The following is a 25337-nucleotide window of genomic DNA, read 5'->3' as shown; positions in this document are numbered from 1 at the left end:
TGGCGGTGAGCGGCGTGGGTCCGGCGTCGGTGGGGTGGGGCGGCTGTGCGAGCAGCGCGGTTTCGACGTCGGCAGGGTCAGGCGATTGCGTGAGCGGTGTGGGGCCGGTGTCGGCTGGGGCGGTCGGGGGCGTGAGCGGTGTGGGGTCGGTGTCGGCTGGGGCGGTCGGGGGCGTGAGCGGGGTGGGGCCGGTGTCGGCTGGGGCGGTCGGGGGCGTGAGTGGGGTGGGGCCGGTGTCAGGGGAGTCGGTCGGGGTCGTCAGTGGTGCGGGCTCTGTGTCCGTGGGGGTCGGGGAGTGGGCCAGGAGGCTCGGGTCGGCTTCCGGTGGGGGTGTTGTCGAGGTGGCCTCGTCCCATGGGGTCGGTGGTGTCATCGGGCGGCCCCTTCGCGTGCGGAGGGCGCCTCGGTCGGTGTGAGACCGCCGGTCGCCCACTTTCTGTCCTCGCCCGGGACCAGGAGTTCCGCCACGTCCAGTACGTGGTGTCCGGCCATCGACGGCAGGCAGCTGCCGCGGGCCGGGCCGATCGCCGCCGCCCAGTCCGCGGGGATCGCCGACTCGCCCTGGGTCGCGCCCGCCAGTGCCCCGGCCACCGCCGCCGTCGTATCGGCGTCGCGGCCCATGTTCACCGCCGTCAGCACCGCCTGGACGAAGTCGCCGTCCGCCGCCGCGTACGCCCCGAAGGCGAGCGCGACCGCCTCGGGGGCCAGGTCGGTCCACGGGTAGCCGCCGATCACGACGGCGGAGCGGACCGCGCGTTCGCCGCGGTGGGCCACCGCGGCCGCCCGGCGCAGGGAGCGGGCCGTCCAGGAGTCGTCCGGGACCACGGCGAGGGCCGAGGCGACCACGGCGATCGTCGGTGCCCCCGCCATCGCCGCGGCGACCCCCGCCGCCACCGCCTGGCCGCCGTAGATGCCCTCGCCGTCGTGGCTGACCGAGCCGTCGATCGCGACCAGGCGAGCCGCCTCGGAGGGCCGGCCGGCGGCGAAGACACCGAAAGGGGCCGCCCGCATCGCGAGACCGTCGCTCCAGGCGTGCCGGTGCTGGGCGGAGATGGGCGCGGCCAGGCCCCGGCGCAGGTTCTCCAGCGTGCCGCGCTCGCTGAAGCCCGCGCCCCGGAAGGGGCCCTCGGCCCGGTCCGCGATCCACTCGTGCCAGGCAGCCTCCACATGGGCCGGGGTGAGGGCCGAGCCGTGCCGGGCGAGGAGGAGGCCCGAGAAGATCGCGTACTCGGTGTCGTCCGTGCCCGAGGGGTTGTCGGTGACGAATCCCGTCACCCGGCCCCAGCGGGCACGGATCTCCGAGGGCTTCATGTTCTCGGCGGGAGCGCCGAGCGCGTCGCCGACCGCCAGGCCCAGCAGCGCGCCGCGCGCCCGTCGGCGCAGTTCGGCGGCGTCCCCGGGCGCCGGAACCGAGGGGGTGCAGGCGATCGATGCCATACGCGGCCTCTCCTCCGGGGGCTCCACCCAGGGCGCGGAGCCCTTTGCGGATGTGTCCCACCGTCGGCGGTTGACCTGAGCCTCGGAAGCCTCAGAGACACCCGGTCGACATTTGTGCACACCCCTCCACGAATGAGCGTTCTAGGCAAAACCGCAGGTTAGACGAGCCTTTCCTTGCTGGCGAGGTGGAATTTCCCGGCGTAGATTTGGCGTTGTCGAAGAGTAGAACTCGTCTAAAGACAGCCTTACCTGAGTACCTGGGGGACACCTTCATGGCCATCATCGAAACCGAGGCCGCGCTGCACGAGGCGCACCGTGACAACCACACGCACCGCGATGTGAACGGTGGCTGGCTGCGCCCCGCCGTCTTCGGTGCGATGGACGGCCTGGTCTCCAACCTCGCTCTGATGACCGGTGTCGCGGGTGGTGCGGTCAGTCATCAGACCATCGTGCTGAGCGGTCTCGCCGGTCTCGCGGCCGGTGCCTTCTCCATGGCCGCCGGTGAGTACACCTCCGTCGCCTCGCAGCGCGAGCTCGTCGAGGCCGAGCTGGACGTCGAGCGCCGGGAGCTGCGCAAGCACCCCAAGGACGAGGAGGCCGAGCTCGCCGCGCTGTATCAGGCCCGAGGCGTCGAACCCGAGCTCGCGAAGGCCGTCGCCGAGCAGCTCTCGCGCGATCCCGAGCTGGCCCTTGAGATACATGCCCGCGAGGAGCTCGGCATCGACCCCGGCGATCTGCCGTCGCCGCTGGTCGCGGCCGTCTCGTCGTTCGGCTCGTTCGCGCTGGGTGCCCTGCTGCCCGTACTGCCGTATCTGCTCGGTGCCACCACCCTGTGGCCGGCCCTGCTGCTGGCGCTTCTCGGCCTCTTCCTGTGCGGTGCGGTCGTGGCCAAGGTGACTGCGCGCAGCTGGTGGTACAGCGGTCTGCGGCAGCTCGCCCTGGGTGGTGCCGCGGCCGGTGTGACGTACGCCCTGGGCAGTTTGTTCGGAACGGCCGTAGGATAGCTCGGCTGGAACTTATGCGTTGGGCCGCATAAGTAGCCGTTACTCGCTGGTTTCGGATGCGTGACCACGGGGCATGAGCCGTAAGCGCTGTGGGCAATGACGCCTGGGGCGCACTCGCGGGGTCGGCGACGACGCCTCCTCCGCCCCCTGGACCGTCGGACACAGACCTGTCCCGCTCGGTCCCCACATACTTCGAGCCATGTGCGCGGAACCCTTGCCGTAGCCCGTGGTGTCCGCATGGTGGAACGGATTATCCCGCTTCCCGAGAACCGCCCCATCATGTAACCTGCACGAAATTTTGCACTCACGCAGAGGGCCAACGTCGTCCCTCGGCAATTTGCATATGCCAGATGACGACGACGGGAGAGCCGATGCGTACGCCGCGCCAGCCGTCCCAGCACTCCACGAATGGCCAGAACTGGTCGTTCATGGATGCTCGCCCTGCTGCGCAGGGTATGTACGACCCCCGCAACGAGCACGACGCCTGTGGCGTCGGCTTCGTGGCCACCCTCACCGGTGAGGCGAGCCACACGCTGGTCGAGCAGGCGCTCACCGTTCTGCGCAATCTCGAACACCGCGGCGCCACGGGTTCCGAGCCCGACTCGGGCGACGGCGCGGGCATCCTTTCCCAGGTGCCGGACGCCTTCCTGCGTGAGGTGACCGGATTCGAGCTTCCCGAGGCCGGTGCGTACGCCGTCGGTATCGCCTTCCTGCCGGAGGAGGGGACCCAGGACGCCGTCTCGCAGATCGAGACGATCGCGTCCGAGGAGGGTCTGACCGTCCTCGGCTGGCGCGAGGTTCCCGTCGCCCCCGAGCTGCTCGGTGCCACGGCCCGCTCGACGATGCCCGCCTTCCGCCAGGTCTTCGTGGCTGACGGTTCCTCGAAGGACATCGCGCTCGACCGCAAGGCCTTCGTACTGCGCAAGCGCGCCGAGCGCGAGGTCGGTGTCTACTTCCCGTCGCTGTCGGCTCGCACGATTGTTTACAAGGGCATGCTGACCACCGGCCAGCTGGAGCCCTTCTTCCCGGACCTGTCCGACCGCCGCTTCGCCTCGGCCGTCGCCCTCGTCCACTCGCGCTTCTCGACGAACACCTTCCCGTCGTGGCCGCTGGCGCACCCGTACCGCTTCGTCGCGCACAACGGTGAGATCAACACCGTCAAGGGCAACCGCAACTGGATGGTGGCCCGCGAGTCGCAGCTCGTCTCCGACCTGTTCGGGTCCGACGACAAGGCGCTCGACCGCATCTTCCCGGTGTGCACCCCGGACGCCTCCGACTCCGCGTCCTTCGACGAGGTGCTCGAACTCCTGCACCTGGGCGGCCGTTCGCTGCCGCACTCCGTGCTGATGATGATCCCCGAGGCGTGGGAGAACCACGACTCCATGGACCCGGCCCGGCGCGCCTTCTACCAGTTCCACTCCACGATGATGGAGCCCTGGGACGGCCCGGCCTGTGTCACCTTCACCGACGGCACCCAGGTCGGCGCCGTCCTCGACCGCAACGGCCTGCGCCCCGGCCGCTACTGGGTCACCGACGACGGCCTCGTCGTCCTCGGCTCCGAGGTCGGCGTCCTCGACATCGACCCCGCGAAGGTCGTCCGCAAGGGCCGCCTCCAGCCCGGCCGCATGTTCCTCGTGGACACCGCCGAGCACCGCATCATCGAGGACGACGAGATCAAGGCCCAGCTCGCCGCCGAGCAGCCCTACGCGGAGTGGCTGGAGGCCGGCGAGATCGAGCTCTCCGACCTGCCCGAGCGTGAGCACATCGTGCACACCCACGCCTCGGTCACCCGCCGCCAGCAGACCTTCGGTTACACCGAGGAGGAGCTGCGCGTCATCGTCGCCCCGATGGCCAAGGCCGGTGCCGAGCCGATCGGTTCGATGGGTACCGACTCGCCGATCGCCGCGCTCAGCGAGCGCCCGCGTCTGCTCTTCGACTACTTCACCCAGCTGTTCGCGCAGGTCACCAACCCGCCGCTGGACGCCATCCGCGAGGAGCTCGTCACCTCGCTGAACTCCTCGCTGGGCCCGCAGGGCAACCTGCTCGACCCGACGGCCGCCTCCTGTCGCAGCGTCACCCTGCCGTTCCCGGTGATCGACAACGACGAGCTGGCCAAGCTCATCCACATCAACGCCGACGGCGACATGCCCGGCTTCAAGGCCGCGACCCTGTCCGGCCTGTACCGGGTGCACGGCGGCGGCGACACGCTGGCCGCGCGCATAGAGGAGATCTGCGCCGAGGCCGACGCCGCCATCGAGAACGGCGCCCGGCTGATCGTGCTGTCGGACCGCCACTCCGACGCCGAGCACGCGCCGATCCCGTCGCTGCTGCTCACCGCGGCCGTCCACCACCACCTCATCCGCACCAAGCAGCGCACCCACGTGGGCCTGCTGGTCGAGGCCGGCGACGTCCGCGAGGTCCACCACGTCGCGCTGCTCATCGGCTTCGGCGCCGCCGCGGTCAACCCGTACCTGGCGATGGAGTCCGTCGAGGACCTGGTCCGCGCCGGCACCTTCCTGCCCGGCATCGAGGCCGAGACGGCGATCCGCAACCTGATCTACGCCCTCGGCAAGGGCGTCCTGAAGGTCATGTCCAAGATGGGCATCTCCACCGTCGCCTCCTACCGAGGCGCCCAGGTCTTCGAGGCCGTCGGTCTCGACGACGCCTTCGTGGAGAAGTACTTCAACGGCACGGCCACCAAGATCGGCGGCGTCGGTATCGACGTCATCGCCAAGGAGGTCGCCGCCCGCCACGCGAAGGCGTACCCGGCCAGCGGCATCGCCCCGGCCCACCGCGCCCTCGAGATCGGCGGCGAGTACCAGTGGCGCCGCGAGGGCGAGCCGCACCTGTTCGACCCGGAGACGGTCTTCCGCCTCCAGCACTCGACGCGATCCAACCGCTACGACATCTTCAAGAAGTACACGGACCGGGTGAACGAGCAGTCCGAGCGTCTGATGACGCTGCGCGGCATGTTCGGCTTCAAGTCCGACCGGCAGCCGATCTCCATCGACGAGGTCGAGCCCGCTTCCGAGATCGTCAAGCGCTTCTCCACCGGCGCCATGTCGTACGGCTCCATCTCCAAGGAGGCGCACGAGACCCTCGCCATCGCCATGAACCAGCTTGGCGGCAAGTCCAACACCGGTGAGGGCGGCGAGGACCCGGACCGTCTGTACGACCCGGCGCGCCGGTCCAGCATCAAGCAGGTCGCCTCCGGCCGCTTCGGTGTCACGTCCGAGTACCTGGTCAACGCCGACGACATCCAGATCAAGATGGCCCAGGGCGCCAAGCCCGGCGAGGGCGGCCAGCTGCCCGGCCACAAGGTCTACCCGTGGGTCGCCAAGACGCGTCACTCGACGCCGGGCGTGGGCCTGATCTCCCCGCCGCCGCACCACGACATCTACTCCATCGAGGACCTGGCCCAGCTGATCCACGACCTGAAGAACGCGAACCCGCAGGCGCGGATTCACGTCAAGCTGGTCTCCGAGGTCGGCGTCGGCACCGTCGCCGCGGGTGTCTCCAAGGCACACGCGGACGTGGTGCTCATCTCCGGCCACGACGGCGGTACGGGTGCCTCCCCGCTCACCTCGCTCAAGCACGCGGGCGGCCCCTGGGAGCTCGGCCTCGCCGAGACCCAGCAGACCCTGCTGCTCAACGGCCTGCGCGACCGCATCGTCGTGCAGACCGACGGTCAGCTGAAGACCGGCCGCGACGTCGTCATCGCCGCGCTGCTCGGCGCCGAGGAGTTCGGTTTCGCGACCGCGCCGCTCGTCGTCTCCGGCTGCATCATGATGCGCGTCTGCCACCTGGACACCTGCCCGGTCGGCATCGCCACCCAGAACCCGACGCTGCGCGACCGGTTCTCCGGCAAGGCCGAGTACGTCGTGAACTTCTTCCAGTTCATCGCCGAGGAGGTCCGCGAGATCCTCGCCGAGCTGGGCTTCCGCACCATCGAGGAGGCCGTCGGCCACGCCGAGACGCTGGACGTCACGCGTGCCGTCGACCACTGGAAGGCGCAGGGCCTGGACCTGGAGCCGCTGTTCCACGTGCCCGAGCTGCCCGAGGGCGCGGTGCGCCACCAGCTGATCGAGCAGGACCACGGCCTGGCGAAGGCGCTCGACAACGAGCTCATCAAGCTCGCCGCCGACGCGCTGGCCGCGGACTCCGCGACCGACGCCCAGCCGGTGCGCGCGCAGATCAAGGTCCGCAACATCAACCGCACGGTCGGCACCATGCTCGGCCACGAGGTGACGAAGAAGTTCGGCGGTGCCGGTCTGCCCGACGACACCATCGACATCACCTTCACCGGCAGCGCGGGCCAGTCCTTCGGTGCCTTCCTCCCGCGCGGTGTCACGCTGCGCCTGGAGGGCGACGCCAACGACTACGTCGGCAAGGGCCTCTCCGGCGGCCGTGTGATCGTCCGCCCGGACCGGGCCGCCGACCACCTCGCCGAGTACTCGACGATCGCGGGCAACACCATCGCCTACGGCGCGACCGGCGGCGAGCTGTTCCTGCGCGGCCGTACCGGTGAGCGGTTCTGCGTCCGCAACTCCGGCGCGACGGTCGTCTCCGAGGGCGTGGGCGACCACGGCTGCGAGTACATGACCGGTGGCCACGCGGTGGTCCTGGGCGAGACGGGCCGTAACTTCGCGGCCGGCATGTCCGGCGGCATCGCCTACGTCATCGACCTCGACCGCGACAACGTCAACGTCGGCAATGTGAGCGCCGTCGAGACCCTCGACGACACCGACAAGCAGTGGCTGCACGACGTCGTGCGCCGCCACCAGGAGGAGACCGGCTCCACGGTCGCCGAGAAGCTCCTGGCCGAGTGGGACACCGCCGTCGAGCGCTTCAGCAAGATCATCCCCAGCACGTACAAGGCAGTGCTCGCCGCCAAGGACGCCGCCGAGCAGGCGGGACTCTCCGAGTCCGAGATCACCGAGAAGATGATGGAGGCGGCGATCAATGGCTGACCCGAAGGGCTTCCTGAACCACGGCCGCGAGGTCGCCAAGTCCCGCCCGGTTGACGTGCGTCTGAAGGACTGGAACGAGGTCTACGTCCCCGGCTCCCTGCTGCCGATCATCAGCAAGCAGGCCAGCCGCTGCATGGACTGCGGCATCCCGTTCTGCCACAACGGCTGTCCGCTCGGGAACCTCATCCCCGAGTGGAACGACTACGCCTACCGCGAGGACTGGGCCGCCGCCAGCGAGCGGCTGCACGCGACCAACAACTTCCCGGAGTTCACCGGTCGCCTCTGCCCCGCTCCCTGCGAGTCGGCGTGCGTGCTCGGCATCAACCAGCCGGCCGTCACCATCAAGAACGTCGAGGTCTCCATCATCGACAAGGCGTGGGACAGCGGTGACGTCGAACCGCAGGTCCCCGAGCGCCTGTCCGGCAAGACCGTCGCCGTCATCGGCTCGGGCCCGGCGGGCCTGGCCGCCGCCCAGCAGCTGACCCGGGCCGGCCACACCGTCGCCGTCTACGAGCGCGCCGACCGCATCGGCGGCCTGCTCCGCTACGGCATCCCCGAGTTCAAGATGGAGAAGCGGCACATCAACCGCCGTATCGAGCAGATGCGCGCGGAGGGCACCCGCTTCCGTACCGGCATCGAGATCGGCCGCGACCTCAAGGCGACCGACCTCAAGAAGCGGTACGACGCCGTCGTGATCGCCGCCGGCGCCACCACCGCCCGTGACCTCCCCGTCCCCGGGCGGGAGCTCAAGGGCGTCTACCAGGCGATGGAGTACCTGCCGCTGGCCAACAAGGTCCAGGAGGGCGACTACGTCACCTCCCCGATCTCGGCCGAGGGCAAGCACGTCGTCGTCATCGGCGGCGGCGACACCGGCGCCGACTGCGTGGGCACCGCCCACCGCCAGGGCGCGGCGTCCGTCACGCAGCTGGAGATCATGCCCCGGCCGGGCGAGGACCGTGCCCCGCACCAGCCGTGGCCGACCTTCCCGATGCTCTACAAGGTCACCTCGGCGCACGAGGAGGGCGGCGAGCGGGTCTACTCCGTCTCCACCACCCACTTCGAGGGCGACGAGGACGGCAACGTCCAGTGGCTGCACCTCACCGAGGTGGAGTTCATCGACGGCAAGCTGACCCCGAAGCCGGGCACCGAGCGCAAGATCCCGGCCCAGCTGGTCACCCTCGCCATGGGCTTCACCGGCACCGACCGGGAGAACGGCGTGGTCGAGCAGTTCGGCCTGGACCTGGACGAGCGCGGTAACATCGCCCGCGACGCCGACTTCCAGACCAACGTCCCGGGCGTGTTCGTCGCCGGTGACGCGGGCCGCGGTCAGTCGCTGATCGTGTGGGCCATCGCGGAGGGCCGCTCGGCCGCCCGCGGCTGCGACCGCTTCCTGACCGGCGCCAGCGACCTGCCGGCCCCGATCAAGCCGACGGACCGCTCGCTGATGGTCTGATCCGGAGGATCACCGAGAACGTCCCGTACAACGGCGTACGGAACACTGACGGCGCCTGCCCCTTGTCCCCGACCGGACGAATGGGCGGGCGCCGTCGCCCTTTCTGGGAGTCGGCCGGCTGCGGCGCCGTCCTGGCCGGCCGCGCGGTTCCCCGCGCCCCTTCAGGGGCGCGCTGTCGAACCGTCGCGATTTCAGGGCACCCTGTACGTCTCCCCGTACACCTGCCACCGCAGCGGTGTCGTGAGCTTGAGGTTCCCGTCGTACAGGAACTGCCGCTGGGCCGTGTCGATGCGGCTGGTGTCGGTGCCGGGACGTTTCTCCTTCATGGCCTCGCGGCGGATGTCCAGGAAGATGTCCAGATACGCCTTCTCGGAGCCGCCCTGGGACGGGGAGTCCGCCTCGCGCAGGGCACGCTCGCGCAGGACGTAGAAGCCGTCGTCGTCGATGCCGGGGCCGTGGAAGACCATCGCGTCGTAGTAGATGAACTGGCCCAGCGTTCCGAGGCCGTCGAGCTTGGCGAGACGGACCGCAGGTTCGAAGTAGGCGCGGTCGCGCTCGGCGAGCTGCGCCTCCTGGAACGCCGGCTGCCGGGCCTCCGCCTTCCAGGCGGCCGTGAAGCCGGGGTCGAGACCCTCGTGCGAGTCGGTGCCGTCGACCGCGCGCAGGGCGGGCAGGTACTTGGCGAGCCCGTTGTCCGGATGCTCGTCGGTGTAGCGCTCGACCAGGGTGCGCAGGTCGTTGGTGCCGGTGCAGAAGCCGATGATGCCGGCCGTGTAGCCCTGGCCGTCGCCGATGTCCTCGATGTAGCCGAAGGTGGTGCGCCAGTTCAGGGTCGAGTTCTCGGCGCTGGACACCAGTTGCTGGGCCAGTGCTTTCTTCGCCGGGGCGGCGAGGCCCAGCGGCAGGCCCGCGATCAGCTTGTCGTCGGCCGCCCGCTCCTGCTCGGCGCGGCTCTTGGCGTCCTGGCGGGAGGTCTGCTGCGTGGTGACGACGGGCGGCTCGGCCGGGCTGTCGGCGGAGTCGGTCGGGACGAGGAAGTAGGCGGCCGCGGTGATGGCCACGGGGACGGCCGCGAACAGCAGGATGCCGGTACGTCTCACTGGGCCACGCCTCCACCGGTCAGCTCGGACACCTTGGCGAACGCGACCGCCGCCAGCAGGACCAGCACGCCCGCACACGCGACCGCCTGGATCAGGGCCTGCCGCGGCCCGCGCGGGGCGTACGCGTAGGCGAACGTCACCGCCGCGCCGGTCAGCAGTCCGCCGAGGTGGCCCTGCCAGGAGGTGAGGCCGGCGGACAGCAGCAGCCACAGCAGCAGGAAGACCATGAACCGGTTGACGGACCGCATGTCCGCGCCGACCCGGCGGGCGAGGACGTAGTAAGCGGCGCCGAGCCCGAAGATCGCGCCCGACGCGCCGACCGACTCCACGTTCACCTCGGTGAGCAGCAGCTCGAAGACCGAGCCGCCGAGGGTCGCCAGCAGATAGAGGGCGACATAGCGGATCCGGCCCAGCATGGGCTCCACGACCCGGCCCAGCTGCCACAGCGAGAGCATGTTCATCACGATGTGCAGCAGCCCGAAGGTGCCCTCCGTCGGCGGCAGATGCAGGAAACCGCCGGTGAGCAACCGCTCCCACTGCCCGGCGACCACGCCCTCGGCGTGGAAGTCCGACGGGTACCCCGACTGGTAGAGGTAGAAGCCGCCGTCCGGCCCGACCAGCCGGGCGCTGAGCATCGAGAACCGGTCAAGGATCTCCGGGCGCACCACCTCGGCCAGATAGGCGAGGACGTTCAGCCCGATGAGCACCGACGTCACCAGCGGGGTCGCGGCGATCCGGCCGCCGACGACCGTCCGGGCCTGCCGCACCGACCGCGCGCCGTCCTTCACACACTCCACGCACTGGTGGCCGACCGCCGCCTCGCGCATGCAGTCCGGGCAGATGTACCGGTCGCAGCGGGTGCAGCGGACGTGGGACTCGACCCTGGGATGGCGATAGCAGGTCGTGACGGTGGGCTGGGGCGACTCGGACTGGGTGGACTCGGGCTCCACAGCCGGCTCCTCGGAGAACTGGACGAACGGTGAGCCGGTGGGGACGGCGGCGAACAAAATATCGAACACCTGTGGGCCGAGGGAGGGGCGGGGCCCATGGTGTCGTAATCTCGGCAGCCAGTGTGACGCGCGAGGGGGAAAGCATATGGCGGCGATCAGTCTGAGCAAGGTGGAGGAGACCGCGCCCGCGCTGGTCAGCCTGTACAAGAGCGCCGGGGTGTCGCTCCGCAAGCACGGGCTCGACGGGGTGCGGGCCGCGGTCTATCTCGTGGTCGACTACTCGGGTTCGATGAAGCCGTACTACAAGGACGGCAGCGTGCAGGCGCTCGCCGACCGGGTGCTCGGGATGTCGGCGCACTTCGACGACGACGGCACGGTTCCGGTGGTCTTCTTCTCCACCGACGTCGACGCCGTCACGGACATCGCGCTCGCCGACCACCGGGGCCGGATCGAGCGGATCGTGGCCGGACTCGGGCACATGGGCAAGACCAGCTACCACCTGGCCATGGACGCCGTCATCGACCACTACCTGGACAGCGGCTCCACGGACCCCGCCCTGGTCGTGTTCCAGACCGACGGCGGCCCCATCAACAAGCTCGCCGCGGAACGCTATCTGTGCAAGGCGGCCAGGCTTCCGCTGTTCTGGCAGTTCGTCGGGTTCGGGGACCCGACGAGCAAGCAGTTCGACTTCCTGCGCAAGCTCGACGACCTCGCCGTGCCGCAGAAGCGGGTGGTCGACAACGCCGGGTTCTTCCACGCCGGCGCGGACCCGGGCAGGGTCTCCGAGGCCGAGCTGTACGACCGCCTGGTCGGGGAGTTCCCGAAGTGGCTGGTCGCCGCGCGGGCCCAGGGGATCGTACGGCCGTGACGGCCCGGGTTTCCGGCTTGTCCGCACCGTTGGCCGGGCCCCCACCCCCGTGACACCCTGAGGCGATCCGACGGGAGGGCGACGGTCTATGGACGGCGCGGGATCGGGCAACGGGGCGGCTGCGGGGCGACGGTCCGCACCGCCGGGGAAGGGCGAGCGGGTCGCCGACTGGGCGGACGGGCGGCTCGGGATCTACGCGCTGGCCAAGGCCAACATGCGCAAGGTCTTTCCGGACCACTGGTCGTTCATGCTGGGCGAGGTCTGCCTCTACAGCTTCCTCGTACTGATCCTCACCGGCGTCTACCTCACCCTGTTCTTCGAGCCGAGCACAGCCGAGGTCGTCTACAACGGCACCTACGAGCCGCTCAACGGCGTCCTGATGACGAGGGCCTACGAGTCCACGCTCGACATCAGCTTCGACGTGCGCGGCGGGCTGCTGATCCGGCAGATCCACCACTGGGCGGCGCTGGTCTTCGTCACCGGCATGCTCGTGCACATGATGCGGGTGTTCTTCACCGGCGCCTTCCGCAAGCCGCGCGAGCTGAACTGGGTGTTCGGCTGGACCCTGCTGATGCTCGGCATCATCACCGGCCTGACCGGCTACTCCCTCCCCGACGACCTGCTGTCCGGCACCGGCCTGCGGTTCGCGTACGGCGCGATCCTGTCGGTGCCGATCGTCGGGACGTATCTGGCGTTCTTCCTCTTCGGCGGGGAGTTCCCCGGCGAGGACTTCATCGCGCGGCTGTACCCGGTCCACATCCTGCTGCTGCCCGGGATCATGCTGGGCCTGGTCGTCGCCCATCTGATCCTGGTCTTCTACCACAAGCACACGCAGTACCCGGGTCCCGGCCGCGACCAGAAGTCGGTCGTCGGCATGCCGTTCCTGCCGGTGTACATGGCCAAGGCGGGCGGCTTCTTCTTCCTGGTCTTCGGCGTGCTGGCGCTCATGGGCGGCGTCGCCAGCATCAACCCCGTGTGGGCGTTCGGGCCCTACCGGCCCGACCTGGTGACCACCGGCGCCCAGCCGGACTGGTACCTCGGCTTCTCCGAGGGCCTGATCCGGGTGATGCCGGGATGGGAGCTCAACGCCTGGGGCCACACCCTGGAACTGGGCGTCTTCATCCCCTTCTCGCTCTTCCCGCTGATCCTGCTCGCGCTCGGCCTCTATCCCTTCCTGGAGGCATGGGTCACCGGCGACAGACGGGAGCACCACATCCTCGACCGGCCGCGCAACGTGCCCGTGCGCACCGGGCTCGGCGCGGCCTGGCTGAGCCTGTACGCGGTGCTGCTGATCGGCGGCGGCAACGACATCGTGGCCACGCATCTGCATCTGTCCATCAACGTGATCACCTGGTTCGTGCGGATCGCGGTGTTCGTGGTGCCGGTGCTGACCTATGTCGTGACCAAGCGGATCTGTCTCGGGCTGCAACGCCGGGACCGGGACAACGTGCTGCACGGCCGGGAGACGGGCACCATCAAACGGCTGCCGCACGGCGAGTACATCGAGGTCCACGAGCCGCTCACGCAAGGTCAGCTGCACACCCTGACCCAGCACGAACAGCATCCGCCGTACGAGATCGGGCCGACGGTCGACGCGAACGGCGTCCGGCGCCGGGTCACCCCCTCCCAGCGGGTGCGGGCCCGGCTGGCGCGGGCGATGTTCGGGTCCGCGTCGCGGATCGAGAAGCCGACGGTGGAGGAGTACCGCGAGGTCACCAGCGGCGAGCACCGCCACTGAGCACCTCGGCCCGGCACTCCTGCGGGCCGCCCCACGCGGTGCGCAGGACGCGGGCCTTGGTCAGCCACAGCGACAGGTCGTACTCCGCGGTGTAGCCGATCGCGCCGTGCAACTGGAGCGCGGTCCGGGCGGCGGCGTACGCGGCCTCGCAGGCCGTGACCTTGGCGGCGGCGACGTCGGCCGGGTCCATGGTGAGGGCGGCGCCGAACAGCAGGGGCCGGGCGAACTCCAGCGCCACCTTCGCGTCCGCCAGGCGGTGCTTGACGGCCTGGAAGGAGCCCACGGGGACACCGAACTGGGTGCGCTGCTTGACGTGGGTGACGGTCCGGTCGAGCAGGGTGAGGCCGACACCGAGGGCCTGGGCCGCCGTGGCCAGACGGGCCCACTTGAGGGCTTCGGCGGTGGGCGGGTCGGTGGCGAGGAGTTCGCCGCCGGGGTCCAGCGGGGTGAGGCGGCGGGCCGGGTCCAGGGAGGCCCGCACCGGGCCGTGGCCGGGGGCGAGGCGCAGGCCCTCGGCGGTGAGCGCGAGGCGTGTCGCGGCCACGTCGCCGTCCAGGGCGTACGGCGTCCGCCACGCCAGCGTCGCCATGGCGTCCCCCGCCGCCAGCGCCGGCAGCAGCCGCTTGGCCGGGCCGGGGTCCGGCAGGCCGGAGAGCAGTGCCGCCGCCGCGACCGTCTCCACCAGCGGCCCCGGCACCGCGTGACGGCCCAACTCCACGAAGGCGACGACGAGTTCCACGGGCCGCACGCCCAGCCCTTCGTGAACCTCGGGCACCGCCAGCGCGAACACCCCCGCATCGGCGACCCGCGACCACAGCGACCGGCCACTCGCGTGCTCGCCCCGGCTCCACTCCCGCACCACCGACGGTGTGTCCGCCGCCGTCAGCATCGCGTCCAGGGAGCCGGTGAAGGCGCGCTGCTCGGCGTCGAGGAGGAACCTCATCAGCGGCGCCCCTTCGGCAGGCCGAGCAGCCGCTCGGCGATGATGTCGCGCTGGATCTCGTTCGTCCCGGCGTAGATGGGCCCGGCCAGGGAGAAGACATAGCGCTCGGACCAGTCGGAGTCGGCCAGCTCGCCGTCGGCGCCCAGGAGATCGAGGGCCGTCTCGTGCAGCGCGATGTCGTACTCCGACCAGAAGACCTTGTTCAGGCTGGACTCCGTGCCGATCTCCCCCACGCTCGAATCCGCTCGCGCGGGGGGACCCCCACCGCCGTCGAGGAAGCGGGAGGCGGCGGCGTAGGTGAAGAGCTGGTAGGCGCGGGCGCCGATCAGGGCGTCGGCCACCCGGTCACGTGCGTACCCGGGGCTGCCCTGGGACTGCCAGAGGCGGTGCAACCGGTCGGCGCCCGCGAGGAAACGGCCGGGGGAGCGCAGCATCAGACCGCGTTCGTTGCCCGCCGCCGCCATCGCGATCCGCCAGCCCTGGCCGGGCCCGCCGATGACGTCCTCGTCGGGCACGAACACCTCGTCCAGGAACAGCTCGGCGAAGGCGGGCTTGCCGTCGAGACGCGCGATGGGGCGGACCGTGACCCCGGGGGCGCGCAGGTCGAACATCAGGTAGGTCAGGCCCTGGTGGGGCTTCGGGGTGTCCGGGTCGGTGCGGAACAGGCCGAACGCGCGGTCGGCGAAGGCGGCCCGCGAGGACCACGTCTTCTGGCCGCTGAGCAGCCAGCCGCCGTCCGTGCGCACGCCCCTGGACCTCAGTGAGGCGAGGTCGGAGCCCGCCTCCGGCTCCGACCACGCCTGCGCCCAGATCACCTCGCCGGTGGCCATGGACGGGAGCACGCGCGCGCGTTGCTCCTCGGTGCCGTGGTCGAAGAGGGTCGGGGCCAGCAGGCTGACGCCGTTCTGACCGACGCGGCCGGGCGCCCCCGCCGCGTAGTACTCCTCCTCGAACAGCAGCCAGCGCATCAGTGAGGCGTCCCGGCCGCCGTACTCGGCCGGCCAGTTCACCACCGACCAGCGGTCCGCGGCGAGTTCGGCCTCCCAGACCCGGTGCGCCGCGAAACCCTCCTCGGTCTCCAGGGAGGGGAGCGGATCGGGCGGCACATGCGCGTGCAGCCAGGCACGGGCCTCGGCGCGGAACGCCTCGTCCCCGGCCGAGTGACGCAGATCCACGGTCGCGCTCCCTCCCTGCGGGCTTACCGGTCTTCCCTAACAAGTGTTTGGTAGGTTAGCGTGCTGCCATGACAAACGTCGAGGCACCGACGTACGTTCCCGGGCACGGACTGCTCCGTGGGCGCACCGCCGTCATCACCGCGGCGGCCGGTGCCGGCATCGGCGGGTCGACCGCCCGCCGCTTCCTCGAAGAGGGCGCGCGCGTGCTGATCAGCGACGCGCACGCACGGCGGCTGAAGGAGCACGAGGCCGAACTGGCCCGGGAGTTCGAGGGCGCGGTCAGCTCCGCGGTGTGCGACGTCACCGACGAGACACAGGTGCGCGCGCTGTTCGACACCGCCGTGCGGGAGCACGGCCGGCTCGACGTCGTCGTCAACAACGCCGGCCTCGGCGGGACTTCTCCGCTCGCCGACATGACCGACGAACAGTGGTCGAAGGTCCTAGACGTCACCTTGAACGGCACCTTCAGATGCACCCGGGCCGCCCTGCGCCGGATGCGGGACACCGGCGGCGGCGTGATCGTCAACAACGCCTCCGTCGTCGGCTGGCGCGCCCAGGCCGGACAGGCGCACTACGCGGCCGCCAAGGCGGGCGTGATGGCGCTGACCCGGTGCGCGGCGATCGAGGCCGCCGAGTACGGCGTGCGGGTCAACGCGGTCTCGCCGTCCCTCGCCATGCACCCGCACCTCGCGAAGGTGACGACCCCCGAACTGCTCCAGGAGCTGACCGCGCGGGAGGCGTTCGGGCGGTACGCCGAGCCCTGGGAGGTGGCCAACGTGATCGTCTTCCTGGCCTCGGACTACTCCTCGTACATGACCGGGGAGATCGTCCCCGTCAGCAGCCAGCACGCCTAGGACGACAATGGACCCGTGCCGACCAAGAAGAAGACCCAGGTGACCGCCGCGGCCGCTCGGCGTCGCGAACTCCTCGAAACCGCCGCCGAGGTCTTCGCCGAGCAGGGCTACAACGCCACCACCGTACGCAAGATCGCCGACCACGCGGGCATGCTCGCGGGCAGCCTCTACTACCACTTCGACTCCAAGGAGTCGATGCTCGAAGAGATCCTGCGGACCTTCCTCGACGAGCTGTGGAGCGGCTACGACGCCGTCCTGGAAGCCGAGCTGGGCCCCCGCGAGACGCTGGAGGCGCTGGTCACCGAGTCGTTCCGGGAGATCGACCGGCACCGCGCCGCCGTCGCGATCTACCAGAAGGAGAACCGGCAGCTCGTCGCGCAGGAGCGGTTCTCGTTTCTCGCCGAGTCGCAGCGCAAGTTCGAGAAGGCTTGGCTGTCCACGCTGGAGCGCGGGGTCGCGGCCGGGGTGTTCCGGTCCGACCTCGACGTCCGGCTGACCTACCGGTTCGTGCGCGACACGGTGTGGGTCGCCGCGTCCTGGTACCGGCCCGGCGGACAGCACAGCCCCGAGGAGATCGCCCGGCAGTACCTGTCGATGGTGCTGGACGGGATCGCCGTACGCACATAACCCACTGTTCCCACCGGGGAGTTGCCATGGCCGAGGCCTACATCGTCGAAGCGGTCCGTACGCCCGTCGGGCGGCGCGGAGGAGGACTCAGCGGGGTCCATCCGGCCGACCTGGGCGCGCATGTCCTCAAGGCGCTGGTGCAGCGCGCGGGCATGGACCCGGCGGCCGTCGAGGACGTCGTCTTCGGCTGTCTGGACGCCGTCGGGCCGCAGGCCGGGGACATCGCGCGGACCTGCTGGCTGGCCGCCGGGCTGCCCGAGGAGGTGCCGGGCGTGACCGTGGACCGGCAGTGCGGGTCCTCGCAGCAGGCCGTGCACTTCGCCGCGCAGGGCGTGCTGTCCGGCACCCAGGACCTGGTGGTCGCGGGCGGCGTGCAGAACATGTCGATGATCCCCATCGCCTTCGCCACCCGGCAGGCCGCCGAGCCGCTCGGGCTGACCGCGGGGCCCTTCGCGGGCAGCGAGGGGTGGCGGGCGCGGTACGGGGAGAAGCCGGTCAATCAGTTCGTCGGCGCCGAGATGATCGCCGGCAAATGGGGGATCACCCGGCAGGACCAGGAGGAGTTCGCCCTGCGCTCGCACCGGCGGGCGCTGCGCGCGATCGACGAGGGCCGCTTCGAGCGGGAGACCGTGGCGTACGGCCGGGTCGGCGTCGACGAGGGGCCGCGCCGGGACACCTCGCTGGAGAAGATGGCCGGGCTGAAGCCGGTCGTCGACGGCGGCACGATCACCGCCGCGTGCTCCTCGCAGGTCTCCGACGGCGCGGCGGCGATGCTGCTGGCCTCGGAGCGGGCGGTGCGCGAGCATGGCCTCACGCCCCGGGCCCGGGTGCACCACCTCTCGGTGCGCGGCGAGGATCCCATCCGCATGCTCACCGCCCCGATACCCGCCACCGCCCACGCCCTGAAGAAGACGGGTCTGTCGATCGACGACATCGACCTCGTCGAGATCAACGAGGCCTTCGCGCCGGTCGTCCTGGCCTGGCTGAAGGAGACCGGCGCGGACCCCGACAAGGTCAACGTCAACGGCGGCGCGATCGCCCTGGGGCATCCGCTGGGCGCGACGGGCGTGAAGCTGATGACGACCCTGCTGCACGAACTGGAGCGCACCGGCGGCCGGTTCGGGCTCCAGACGATGTGCGAGGGCGGGGGACAGGCGAACGTGACGATCATCGAGAGGGTGTGAGACGCCGACAGGTGTCCTCGGCCTCCTTCATGATCCGGTCCACCAGTTCCGCGCACGACGGCAGGTCGTCGATCACGCCGGCGACCTGTCCGGAGGCCATCACGCCCAGGTCCGTGCGACCGTCCACCATGGACGCCCTGAGCAGCATCGGGGTGTTCGCGGCGAGCAGGACCTGGCTCCAGGTCAGGTCCTTGCCGTGCCGCAGTGCCCGGCCGTCGTGGAGCATGCGGCGCCAGGTCGTGCCGGACAGCTTGCGGTAGCCCGCCGCCCGGCGGACCGCCTGGAGGAACGCCCGCGTGCGGCCGGAGCGCTCCAGCGCGTCGACCAGGTCGGTGCGCAGCATGCGGTGGGGCAGGCCGTCCACGGCCGTGGTGACCGTGACATCCCGTACGGTCGCCGCCAGATACCGCGCCTTCACCGCGTCCGGCACCGTCGAGTCCGACGTCAGCAGGAACCGCGTGCCCATGGCGATGCCGGCCGCCCCGTAGGACAGCGCGGCGACCAGCCCCCGCCCGTCGAAGAAGCCGCCGGCTGCCACGACCGGTATCTCCACGGCGTCCACCACCTGCGGCAACAGCACGGTCGTCGCCACCTCGCCGGTGTGCCCGCCGCCCTCCCCGCCCTGCACGATCACCGCGTCCGCACCCCAGGCCGCGACCTTCTCGGCATGCCGCCGGGCACCGATCGAGGGGATCACGACCACGCCGGCGTCCTTGAGCTCGGCCATCAGCTCAACTGACGGCGCGAGCGCGAAGGACGCGACCCGCACCCCCTCGTCGATCATCACGCGGACCCGGTCGCCGGCGTCCGAGGCGTCCGCCCGCAGATTCACCCCGAACGGCGCGTCCGTACGGGACTTCACCTCCCGTATCGCCGCACGCAGCCCGTCGATCGTCATCGTCGCGGAGGCCAGGATGCCCAGCGCCCCCGCGTTCGCCGTCGCGGAGACCAGCCGGGGACCGGCCACCCAGCCCATCCCCGTCTGCACGATCGGACGGCGCACCCCGACCAGCCGGGTCAGCGGCGTCTCCATCACGCGCCGACCTCCCTGGCGCGGGTGTTCCCCGGGTCGATCACCTCGCGGATGAGCCGAAGCTCCTCGGCGGTGGGCGGCCGGGTCCGCGGCACGTCGTCCGGGACGGCCAGTTCGAAGGACGTCGCCTCCCTGACCTGCTCCACTGTGACGCCCGGGTGGAGCGTGGCCGGCCGCATCGACCGGTCGGGCGTGTCGAAGTCGAAGACACCCAGGTCGGAGACGACACGGGGGATCCGGTGGTACCGGGCGCCGGCCGCGTGGTCGTATCCGACCCCGCACACCATGTCGACCTTCTCGACGAAGACCCGCCGGGAGTGCCTGGGGATCCAGTAACTGGTCGGGTTGTTGAGGGTGTTGACCGGGGCGCCCCGCACCCCGAGCAGCTGCCTCTTCGGCCGCTCCCAGTCGCCGATGCACGAGATGTTCTGGTTGCCGTACCGGTCGATCTGGCTCGCGCCCATCATCACGTGCCGCCTGCCCCCGGTGACCAGGGCGAGGTGCTGCCGGTACGGCAGCCAGCCCTCCACGGTGCCGTCCGGGGTGACCAGCAGCGCCTCGCCGTCGGTCAGCAGCAGGTCCGGCGAGAAGGTCAGGCGCGCCAGCCGGGCCCCGACGGACGGGATCAGGCCCATCGGGCTCGCCAGCACCTCCCCGGCGTCGCGCCAGGCCTCGGCGCAGGCGATCACGCAGTACTCGGCACGGGTGGCCTCGGTCATGACGTCCATTCCCCCTCCCTGACCGCCGACTGGTACGCCTGCTCGTCCCCGCCGAGGAACCGCGCTGCGAAGTCCGTCCAGGGCGTCGTCGCGTACGCCTTCTGGAAGGCCTCGTCGCGGCCGTAGTCGGGGGCGCAGGACGTGAAGTGCGCGCCGTTCGGGGCCTCGACGACCCCCGTCACCGTGTGCCGCTTGATCAGCAGCGACTGCGGGGCGGCCTCCTTCGTCAGCTCGGCCGTGTCGACGATCCGTTCGCAGGAGAGGTACGCCGTCTCCGCGGCCTCGCAGAAGAGGTCGTCGAAGTAGGGGTCGGGCCCCAGATACCGGCCGTTGCCCTGCCGGTCGGCGCGGCCCACGTGGACCAGGGCCGCATCCAGCCGCAGGGCGGGCACGGCCACGAACGTCTCCCCGTCGTCGTACGGCGAAGTCACCGTCCGCAGGCCGGGGTTGACCCGCATGACGTCCGAACCCAGCCCCGCCCGCACCGGCAGGAACGGCAGCCGGTTCGCGGCGGCGTGCAGGCCCCACATGAACATCGCCTCGTCGATCTCCATGAGCTCGAAGGCGCCGCGCTCGCGGGCCGCGCGGTAGTGCGGTTCCAGCGGGATCGAGTCGAGGGTGACGAAGGGGGCGACCAGCTTGCGGATCCGTCCCGCGGCGGCCAGCATCCCGACGTCCGGGCCGCCGTACGAGACGACCGTGAGGTCCGTGACGTCGGAGCGCAGCAGCGCGCGGACCAGGGCCATCGGCTTGCGGCGCGAGCCCCAGCCGCCGATGCCGAGCGTCATGCCGCTGCGCAGCCGCGATGCGACCTCGTCCGCGGTCGTCGTCTTGTCGCTCACTCAGCCACCGTCCCTTCCGAAGGTGTCCCGGACCCGGTCGGCCACCCCGCTGAGGCCCGCCTCGAAGGTGAAGCCCTGCTCGAAGCGGTAGCTGCGGCGGACGTCGACCGGGTCGATGCCGTTGATCGCGGCCTTGGCCAGGCGCAGCAGCCGCCCGTCCTTCGCGGCGATCTCGCGCGCCAACTCCATGGCGCGGGCGTGCAGTTCCTCGCGCGGCACGACCCGCCACACCGAGCCGTGCGCGTGCAGCTCGGCCGCGGTCGCGGTGCGCGAGGTGTAGTACAGGGCACGCATCAGGTGCTGGGGGACCAGGCGGGCCAGATGGGTGGCCGCGCCCAGGGCGCCCCGGTCCAGCTCCGGCAGCCCGAAGGTGGCGTCCTCGCTCGCCACGATCGCGTCCGCGTTGCCCACCAGACCGATGCCGCCGCCCAGACAGAAGCCGTGCACCGCCGCCACCACGGGCACCTCGCACTCGTACACGGCCGCGAAGGCTTCCGCGCAGCCGTGGTTGACGCCGATCAGCGCGTCGCTCCCGCCCCGCTGGAGCTCCTTGATGTCCACACCGGCGTTGAACCCGCGCCCCTCCGCCGCGAGGACGACACACCGGACCTCCGGATCGCGGCCCGCTTCCCGCACCGCGTCGGCCAGGGCGAACCAGCCGGTCACCGGCAGGGCGTTCACCGGTGGGAAGTCGACCGTGACGACCGCGATTCCTTCTTCTTCGGACCCCTTTTCCGGGGACGAGGTGGAGACACCCATGGCCGCATCAGCTACCTTTCCACCAAACGTTTGTTAGGTGGAAGGGTAGCCGCCAATGGGGCTGGACGGGAAGGTCGTTGTCGTCACAGGGGGTACGCGCGGCGTCGGCGCGGGGGTGACGAGGGCCTTCGCCGAAGCCGGCGCGCAGGTCGTGATCTGCGCCCGCAGACCCCCCGAAGTCCCGCTCCCGGGCGTCGAGTTCAGGCCGCTGGACCTGCGCGACCCGGCTGCCGTACAGGGCTTCTTCGCGGCTCTGCCCCGGCTGGACGTACTCGTCAACAACGCGGGTGGCACGCCGTACCGGAGGTTGACGGACGCGGACGCCGAGCGGCACGCGCGCGTCATCGAACTGAACCTCGTGGCCCCGCTGACGGCGTCGCTCGCCGCGTACGAGCACCTGGAGCGGTCGCGAGGGTCCGTCGTGATGATCGGCAGCGTCAGCGGCGGGCGGCCCTCGCCCGGCTCGGCGGCGTACGGGGCGGCCAAGGCGGGCCTGGAGAACCTGGCCCGCTCGATGGCGGTGGAGTGGGCGCCGCGGGTGCGCGTCAACACGCTCGTCGTCGGCATGGTCCGCACCGAACTGTCCCACCTGCACTACGGCGGCGAGGAGGGCATCGCCTCCGTCTCGCGCACCGTCCCGCTCGGCCGCCTCGCCGAACCGTCCGACATCGGCGCGGCCGCCGTCTTCCTCGCCTCCGAGGCCGCCGCCTACATCAGCGGGGCGAGCCTGCATGTGCACGGCGGGGGCGAACGGCCCGCGTTCCTGGACGCCGCAACGGCCAACAAGGAGGTTTGACATGAGCCGGATGTGCGAAGGACGGGTCGTCGTCGTCACCGGGGCGGGCCGGGGGCTCGGCCGTGCGCACGCGCTCGCGTTCGCCGCCGAGGGGGCGAAGGTCGTCGTCAACGACCTCGGTGTCGGCCTCGACGGCACACCGGGCGCCGACGGCCCCTCGCTGCACGTGGTCGAGGAGATCCGCGCGGCGGGCGGTGAAGCGATCGCGCACGGCGGCGACGTGGCGACGAGCGCCGGGGCCGCGTCCCTGGTGGCGGCCGCGCTGGACACGTACGGCCGACTCGACACCCTCGTCAACAACGCCGGGTTCCTGCGCGACCGGATGCTGGTCAACCTCGACGAGGACGACTGGGACGCCGTCGTACGCGTCCACCTCAAGGGCCACTTCCTCCCCCTGAAGCACGCCGCCGCGCACTGGCGGGCGGAGGCCAAGGCGGGCCGCGCCCCGGCCGCCCGGATCGTCAACACGAGCAGCGGGGCAGGGCTGCTGGGCTCGGTCGGGCAGTCGAACTACAGCGCCGCGAAGGCCGGGATCGTCGGTCTCACCCTGGTCGCGGCGGCCGAACTGGCCCGCTACGGCGTCCAGGTCAACGCGATCGCCCCGGCGGCCCGCACCCGTATGACGGAGCACACCTTCGCCGACACGATGACCGCCCCCGACTCCGGCTTCGACGCCATGGCCCCGGAGAACGTCTCCCCGCTGGTCGTCTGGCTGGGCGCGGAACCGAGCGCCGGCGTCACGGGTCGCGTCTTCGAGACTGAGGGCGGCCGGATCACGGTGATGGAGGGGTGGCGGCCGGGCCCGAGTGCGGACCAGGGGGCGAGGTGGACGCCGGGGGAGGTGGGAGAGGCGGCACGGAAGTTGCTGGGGGAGGCGGAGACACCGGGACAGGTGTACGGAGCTTGACCGGGATGCCCCTCCAGGGGCGCGGGGAACTGCGCGACAAGCCCCGAACGACCCGCAGCCGCCCGACATCACGACGCGGCACCCCACTAGGCGCTCACGTATCACATTCGAGCACCGTCCGGCACAGCCCGCACCGCGCCCGAACCCGCCCCTTCACCGGCACCCGGATCCGCTGCTGACACGTAGGACACGGAAACGACACCCGCAACGGCCCATGCCCGTCCGGCGTGAACGTATAGGGAACCCCCGCCCGGGGACCGGCCGGACCGGCCCCCTGATGCTCCTGCGCATGCCGCCGGTCCCGGGCGTAGCGCCGCCGCCCCGCCCAGCCGGCCGCCGTCAGCGGAGGCTGCTGCTCGTCGTGCCGGGCCTGCGCCACACCCTTGCCGTACGCCGTGTACGCCTGCGGGCTGGTGAACCAGATCGACGGGTCCTCGGCGAAGACCTGCGCCCGCTTGGCGAGGACGTAGCCGAACTCCTCCGGCGTCAGATACCCCAGCTTCTGCGAGGACGCCGAGTCCTCCCGGTACGCGTCGAGCAGCAGCCAGCCCGCGCCCAGATACGTCGTCACCGTGTCCGTGAGGATCTCGTTGTCGCGGGTGCCCGGGAAGGACAGGCCGAGGCGGTGCAGATACACATGCGTCACCTCGTGGGCGAGGGCCGCCCCGATGTCCCGGCGATGGGTGCGGAAGCGGTCGTTCAGCTCGACGAAGTACTCGGGCCCGGCGGCGAGTTCGACGTTCGCCGCGTGGCTCATCTCCCGGAAGCCGACGATCAGCCGGGCGTCCGGCAGCCGGTAGTGCCGCACCAGCTCGCGGGCCACCCGCTGCGCGCCCAGATGCAGGTCGTCGGTGTCGCAGAACGCCACGTCGGCAGGGGCCACGCTGGTCGCGAAGGTCTGGACGGTGTCGTACGACAGCCGCCTGTAGAGCGCGGTGATCGAGGCCCGCACCGTCTCCAGATGCGGGAAGCCGTGCTGGACCGGTCCGCCGTTCGCCACGCCGGTACCCCCAAGACGCCTGGAAACCGATTCCACTCTACGGGGATGTGAGGGGATTTTCCCTGGTGGGGTTCCATGCCCGGGACGTGAGATCCGTCCTTGTCATGGACGCCCCTTGATCTTCATACTCCGGGATCGCTCAACCCCCCACGAAAGGACGAATGTTGAGCCATCACATATCCCGGAGAACCGGCATCTCCCTGGCGAAGAGAGCCGCCGCGGTCGGCGCCGTCGCGCTCGCCGTCGCCTCCCTCCAGCCGGTCAGCGCGCAGGCCGCGTCCACCCGTATCGTCGGTGGAACGACTGCCGCGCAGAACGAGTTCCCCTTCATGGTCCACCTCTCCATGGGCTGCGGCGGGGCGCTCTACAAGAAGGACGTGGTGCTGACCGCGGCCCACTGCATGTCGGGCTCCGGCAACAACACCAGCATCACCGTCACCGCCGGTGTCAACGACCTCAACTCCTCGGCCGCCATCAAGGTGAAGTCGAAGAAGGTCAAGGTCGCCCCGGGCTACGACGGCAACGGCAAGGACTGGGCGCTGATCAAGCTCGCCCGGCCCATCGACAAGCCGACGCTGAAGATCGCCACGACGGACCAGTACAACCGCGGCACGTTCACGATCGCGGGCTGGGGCGACACCGAGGAGGGGGCCAACACGGGCACGACCAAGCTCCGTAAGGCCAGCGTTCCCTTCGTCGCCGACCGCGTGTGCAAGCGCCACTACGGCAACCGGCTCGTGTCGAAGGAGGAACTGTGCGCCGGCTGGCAGAGCGGCGGCATCGACACCTGCCAGGGCGACTCCGGCGGTCCCATGTTCCGCAAGGACGACGCGGGCAAGATGATCCAGGTCGGCATCGTCAGCTGGGGCGACGGCTGCGCCCGTGCCGGGGTGCCCGGCGTCTACACGGAGGTCAGCCACTTCGCGAGCGACATCGCCCGCGCGGCGGCCGCGCTGTAGGCAGCCGCCGCGGCGAGGT

General features: G+C 71.0%; 21 protein-coding genes. 11 read left to right on the top strand and 10 right to left on the bottom strand.

The annotated features are described in order from the left end of the window. Positions 1–369: 369 nt before the first annotated feature. On the bottom strand, positions 370–1437 hold the full coding sequence (locus PGH47_RS11090; protein ID WP_271663281.1) for an ADP-ribosylglycohydrolase family protein: 1068 nt from the start codon (positions 1435–1437) through the stop codon (positions 370–372). Positions 1438–1709: 272 nt separating this feature from the next. Between PGH47_RS11090 and PGH47_RS11085 the strand changes: the two genes are divergently transcribed. The 3 genes from PGH47_RS11085 to PGH47_RS11075 all read left to right on the top strand — a co-directional run bounded on the left by PGH47_RS11085 (position 1710) and on the right by PGH47_RS11075 (position 8864). Then, positions 1710–2441, top strand: coding sequence for a VIT1/CCC1 transporter family protein (locus tag PGH47_RS11085; RefSeq protein WP_107907089.1), 732 nt, complete (start codon positions 1710–1712; stop codon positions 2439–2441). 371 nt (positions 2442–2812) lie between these two features. Continuing rightward, entirely contained in the window at positions 2813–7411 is a 4599-nt protein-coding gene (gltB, locus tag PGH47_RS11080) for a glutamate synthase large subunit (RefSeq protein ID WP_271668028.1), read from the top strand. Then, positions 7404–8864: a glutamate synthase subunit beta gene (locus PGH47_RS11075; protein WP_271663280.1), complete on the top strand. Its 1461-nt coding sequence runs from the start codon at positions 7404–7406 to the stop codon at positions 8862–8864. The genes gltB and PGH47_RS11075 overlap by 8 nt, the downstream gene beginning before the upstream one ends. Positions 8865–9055: 191 nt before the next feature. On the opposite strand, the gene PGH47_RS11070 is transcribed toward PGH47_RS11075, so the two are convergent. Next, positions 9056–9964, bottom strand: a complete 909-nt coding sequence (locus PGH47_RS11070) for a chitosanase (protein WP_271663279.1) — start codon at positions 9962–9964, stop codon at positions 9056–9058. Next, positions 9961–10914 (bottom strand): rhomboid family intramembrane serine protease, encoded by a 954-nt coding sequence (locus tag PGH47_RS11065; RefSeq protein WP_271663278.1) that lies wholly within the window; start codon positions 10912–10914, stop codon positions 9961–9963. The genes PGH47_RS11070 and PGH47_RS11065 overlap by 4 nt, the downstream gene beginning before the upstream one ends. A 145-nt stretch (positions 10915–11059) precedes the next feature. On the opposite strand from PGH47_RS11065, the gene PGH47_RS11060 reads away from it, so the two are divergent. Next, complete coding sequence (locus PGH47_RS11060) at positions 11060–11782, top strand: vWA domain-containing protein (RefSeq protein ID WP_030948600.1); 723 nt, start codon at positions 11060–11062, stop codon at positions 11780–11782. 88 nt (positions 11783–11870) lie between these two features. Then, positions 11871–13520 carry a cytochrome bc1 complex cytochrome b subunit gene (qcrB, locus tag PGH47_RS11055; protein ID WP_271663277.1) on the top strand — a complete coding sequence of 550 codons (1650 nt, stop codon included), beginning with the start codon at positions 11871–11873 and terminating at the stop codon, positions 13518–13520. Here the strand turns inward: qcrB and PGH47_RS11050 are convergent. Beyond that, a complete protein-coding gene (locus PGH47_RS11050) occupies positions 13495–14463 on the bottom strand; it encodes an acyl-CoA dehydrogenase family protein (RefSeq protein WP_271663276.1) in 969 nt (322 codons plus the stop codon). The two genes, qcrB and PGH47_RS11050, sit on opposite strands and share 26 nt — an antisense overlap. Next, positions 14463–15638 (bottom strand): acyl-CoA dehydrogenase family protein, encoded by a 1176-nt coding sequence (locus PGH47_RS11045; RefSeq protein ID WP_271663275.1) that lies wholly within the window; start codon positions 15636–15638, stop codon positions 14463–14465. Before PGH47_RS11045 ends, PGH47_RS11050 begins: the two co-directional genes overlap by 1 nt. A gap of 68 nt (positions 15639–15706) precedes the next feature. Between PGH47_RS11045 and PGH47_RS11040 the strand changes: the two genes are divergently transcribed. From PGH47_RS11040 to PGH47_RS11030, 3 genes are read left to right on the top strand one after another with little or no spacing between them, the layout of a single operon-like run. After that, positions 15707–16492: an SDR family oxidoreductase gene (locus tag PGH47_RS11040; RefSeq protein WP_271663274.1), complete on the top strand. Its 786-nt coding sequence runs from the start codon at positions 15707–15709 to the stop codon at positions 16490–16492. A gap of 15 nt (positions 16493–16507) precedes the next feature. Next, positions 16508–17119 carry a TetR/AcrR family transcriptional regulator gene (locus PGH47_RS11035; protein WP_271663273.1) on the top strand — a complete coding sequence of 204 codons (612 nt, stop codon included), beginning with the start codon at positions 16508–16510 and terminating at the stop codon, positions 17117–17119. Between the two features lie 26 nt (positions 17120–17145). Beyond that, the gene (locus PGH47_RS11030; protein ID WP_271663272.1) at positions 17146–18303 is read left to right on the top strand and encodes an acetyl-CoA C-acetyltransferase; all 1158 of its coding nucleotides are present in this window, start codon (positions 17146–17148) and stop codon (positions 18301–18303) included. Here PGH47_RS11030 and PGH47_RS11025 read toward each other — a convergent pair. From PGH47_RS11025 to PGH47_RS11010, 4 genes are read right to left on the bottom strand one after another with little or no spacing between them, the layout of a single operon-like run. After that, on the bottom strand, positions 18287–19336 hold the full coding sequence (locus PGH47_RS11025; RefSeq protein ID WP_271663271.1) for an NAD(P)H-dependent flavin oxidoreductase: 1050 nt from the start codon (positions 19334–19336) through the stop codon (positions 18287–18289). The genes PGH47_RS11030 and PGH47_RS11025 overlap by 17 nt on opposite strands. Next, positions 19336–20055 carry a CoA-transferase subunit beta gene (locus PGH47_RS11020; protein WP_271668027.1) on the bottom strand — a complete coding sequence of 240 codons (720 nt, stop codon included), beginning with the start codon at positions 20053–20055 and terminating at the stop codon, positions 19336–19338. Before PGH47_RS11020 ends, PGH47_RS11025 begins: the two co-directional genes overlap by 1 nt. Next, the gene (locus tag PGH47_RS11015; RefSeq protein ID WP_271663270.1) at positions 20052–20897 is read right to left on the bottom strand and encodes a CoA transferase subunit A; all 846 of its coding nucleotides are present in this window, start codon (positions 20895–20897) and stop codon (positions 20052–20054) included. The genes PGH47_RS11020 and PGH47_RS11015 overlap by 4 nt, the downstream gene beginning before the upstream one ends. Continuing rightward, positions 20898–21656, bottom strand: a complete 759-nt coding sequence (locus PGH47_RS11010; RefSeq protein WP_271663269.1) for an enoyl-CoA hydratase family protein — start codon at positions 21654–21656, stop codon at positions 20898–20900. Between the two features lie 55 nt (positions 21657–21711). Between PGH47_RS11010 and PGH47_RS11005 the strand changes: the two genes are divergently transcribed. Together PGH47_RS11005 and PGH47_RS11000 are read left to right on the top strand one after the other, a co-directional pair. Further along, positions 21712–22452 (top strand): SDR family oxidoreductase, encoded by a 741-nt coding sequence (locus tag PGH47_RS11005; protein ID WP_271663268.1) that lies wholly within the window; start codon positions 21712–21714, stop codon positions 22450–22452. A 1-nt stretch (position 22453) separates the two neighbouring features. Further along, positions 22454–23359 carry an SDR family oxidoreductase gene (locus PGH47_RS11000; protein WP_271663267.1) on the top strand — a complete coding sequence of 302 codons (906 nt, stop codon included), beginning with the start codon at positions 22454–22456 and terminating at the stop codon, positions 23357–23359. Positions 23360–23453: 94 nt separating this feature from the next. On the opposite strand, the gene PGH47_RS10995 is transcribed toward PGH47_RS11000, so the two are convergent. Next, positions 23454–24359 carry a hypothetical protein gene (locus PGH47_RS10995; protein ID WP_271663266.1) on the bottom strand — a complete coding sequence of 302 codons (906 nt, stop codon included), beginning with the start codon at positions 24357–24359 and terminating at the stop codon, positions 23454–23456. 161 nt (positions 24360–24520) lie between these two features. Here PGH47_RS10995 and PGH47_RS10990 point away from each other — a divergent pair, with 161 nt between their 5' ends. Continuing rightward, entirely contained in the window at positions 24521–25318 is a 798-nt protein-coding gene (locus PGH47_RS10990) for a S1 family peptidase (RefSeq protein WP_271663265.1), read from the top strand. The last annotated feature ends 19 nt before the right edge of the window (positions 25319–25337 follow it).

Source organism: Streptomyces sp. HUAS 31, from assembly GCF_028198125.1.
In the GTDB taxonomy this organism is placed as follows: domain Bacteria; phylum Actinomycetota; class Actinomycetes; order Streptomycetales; family Streptomycetaceae; genus Streptomyces; species Streptomyces chartreusis.
Note: the sequence above shows the minus strand (reverse complement) of the source record. Positions and strands in the feature narration are given on the sequence as shown.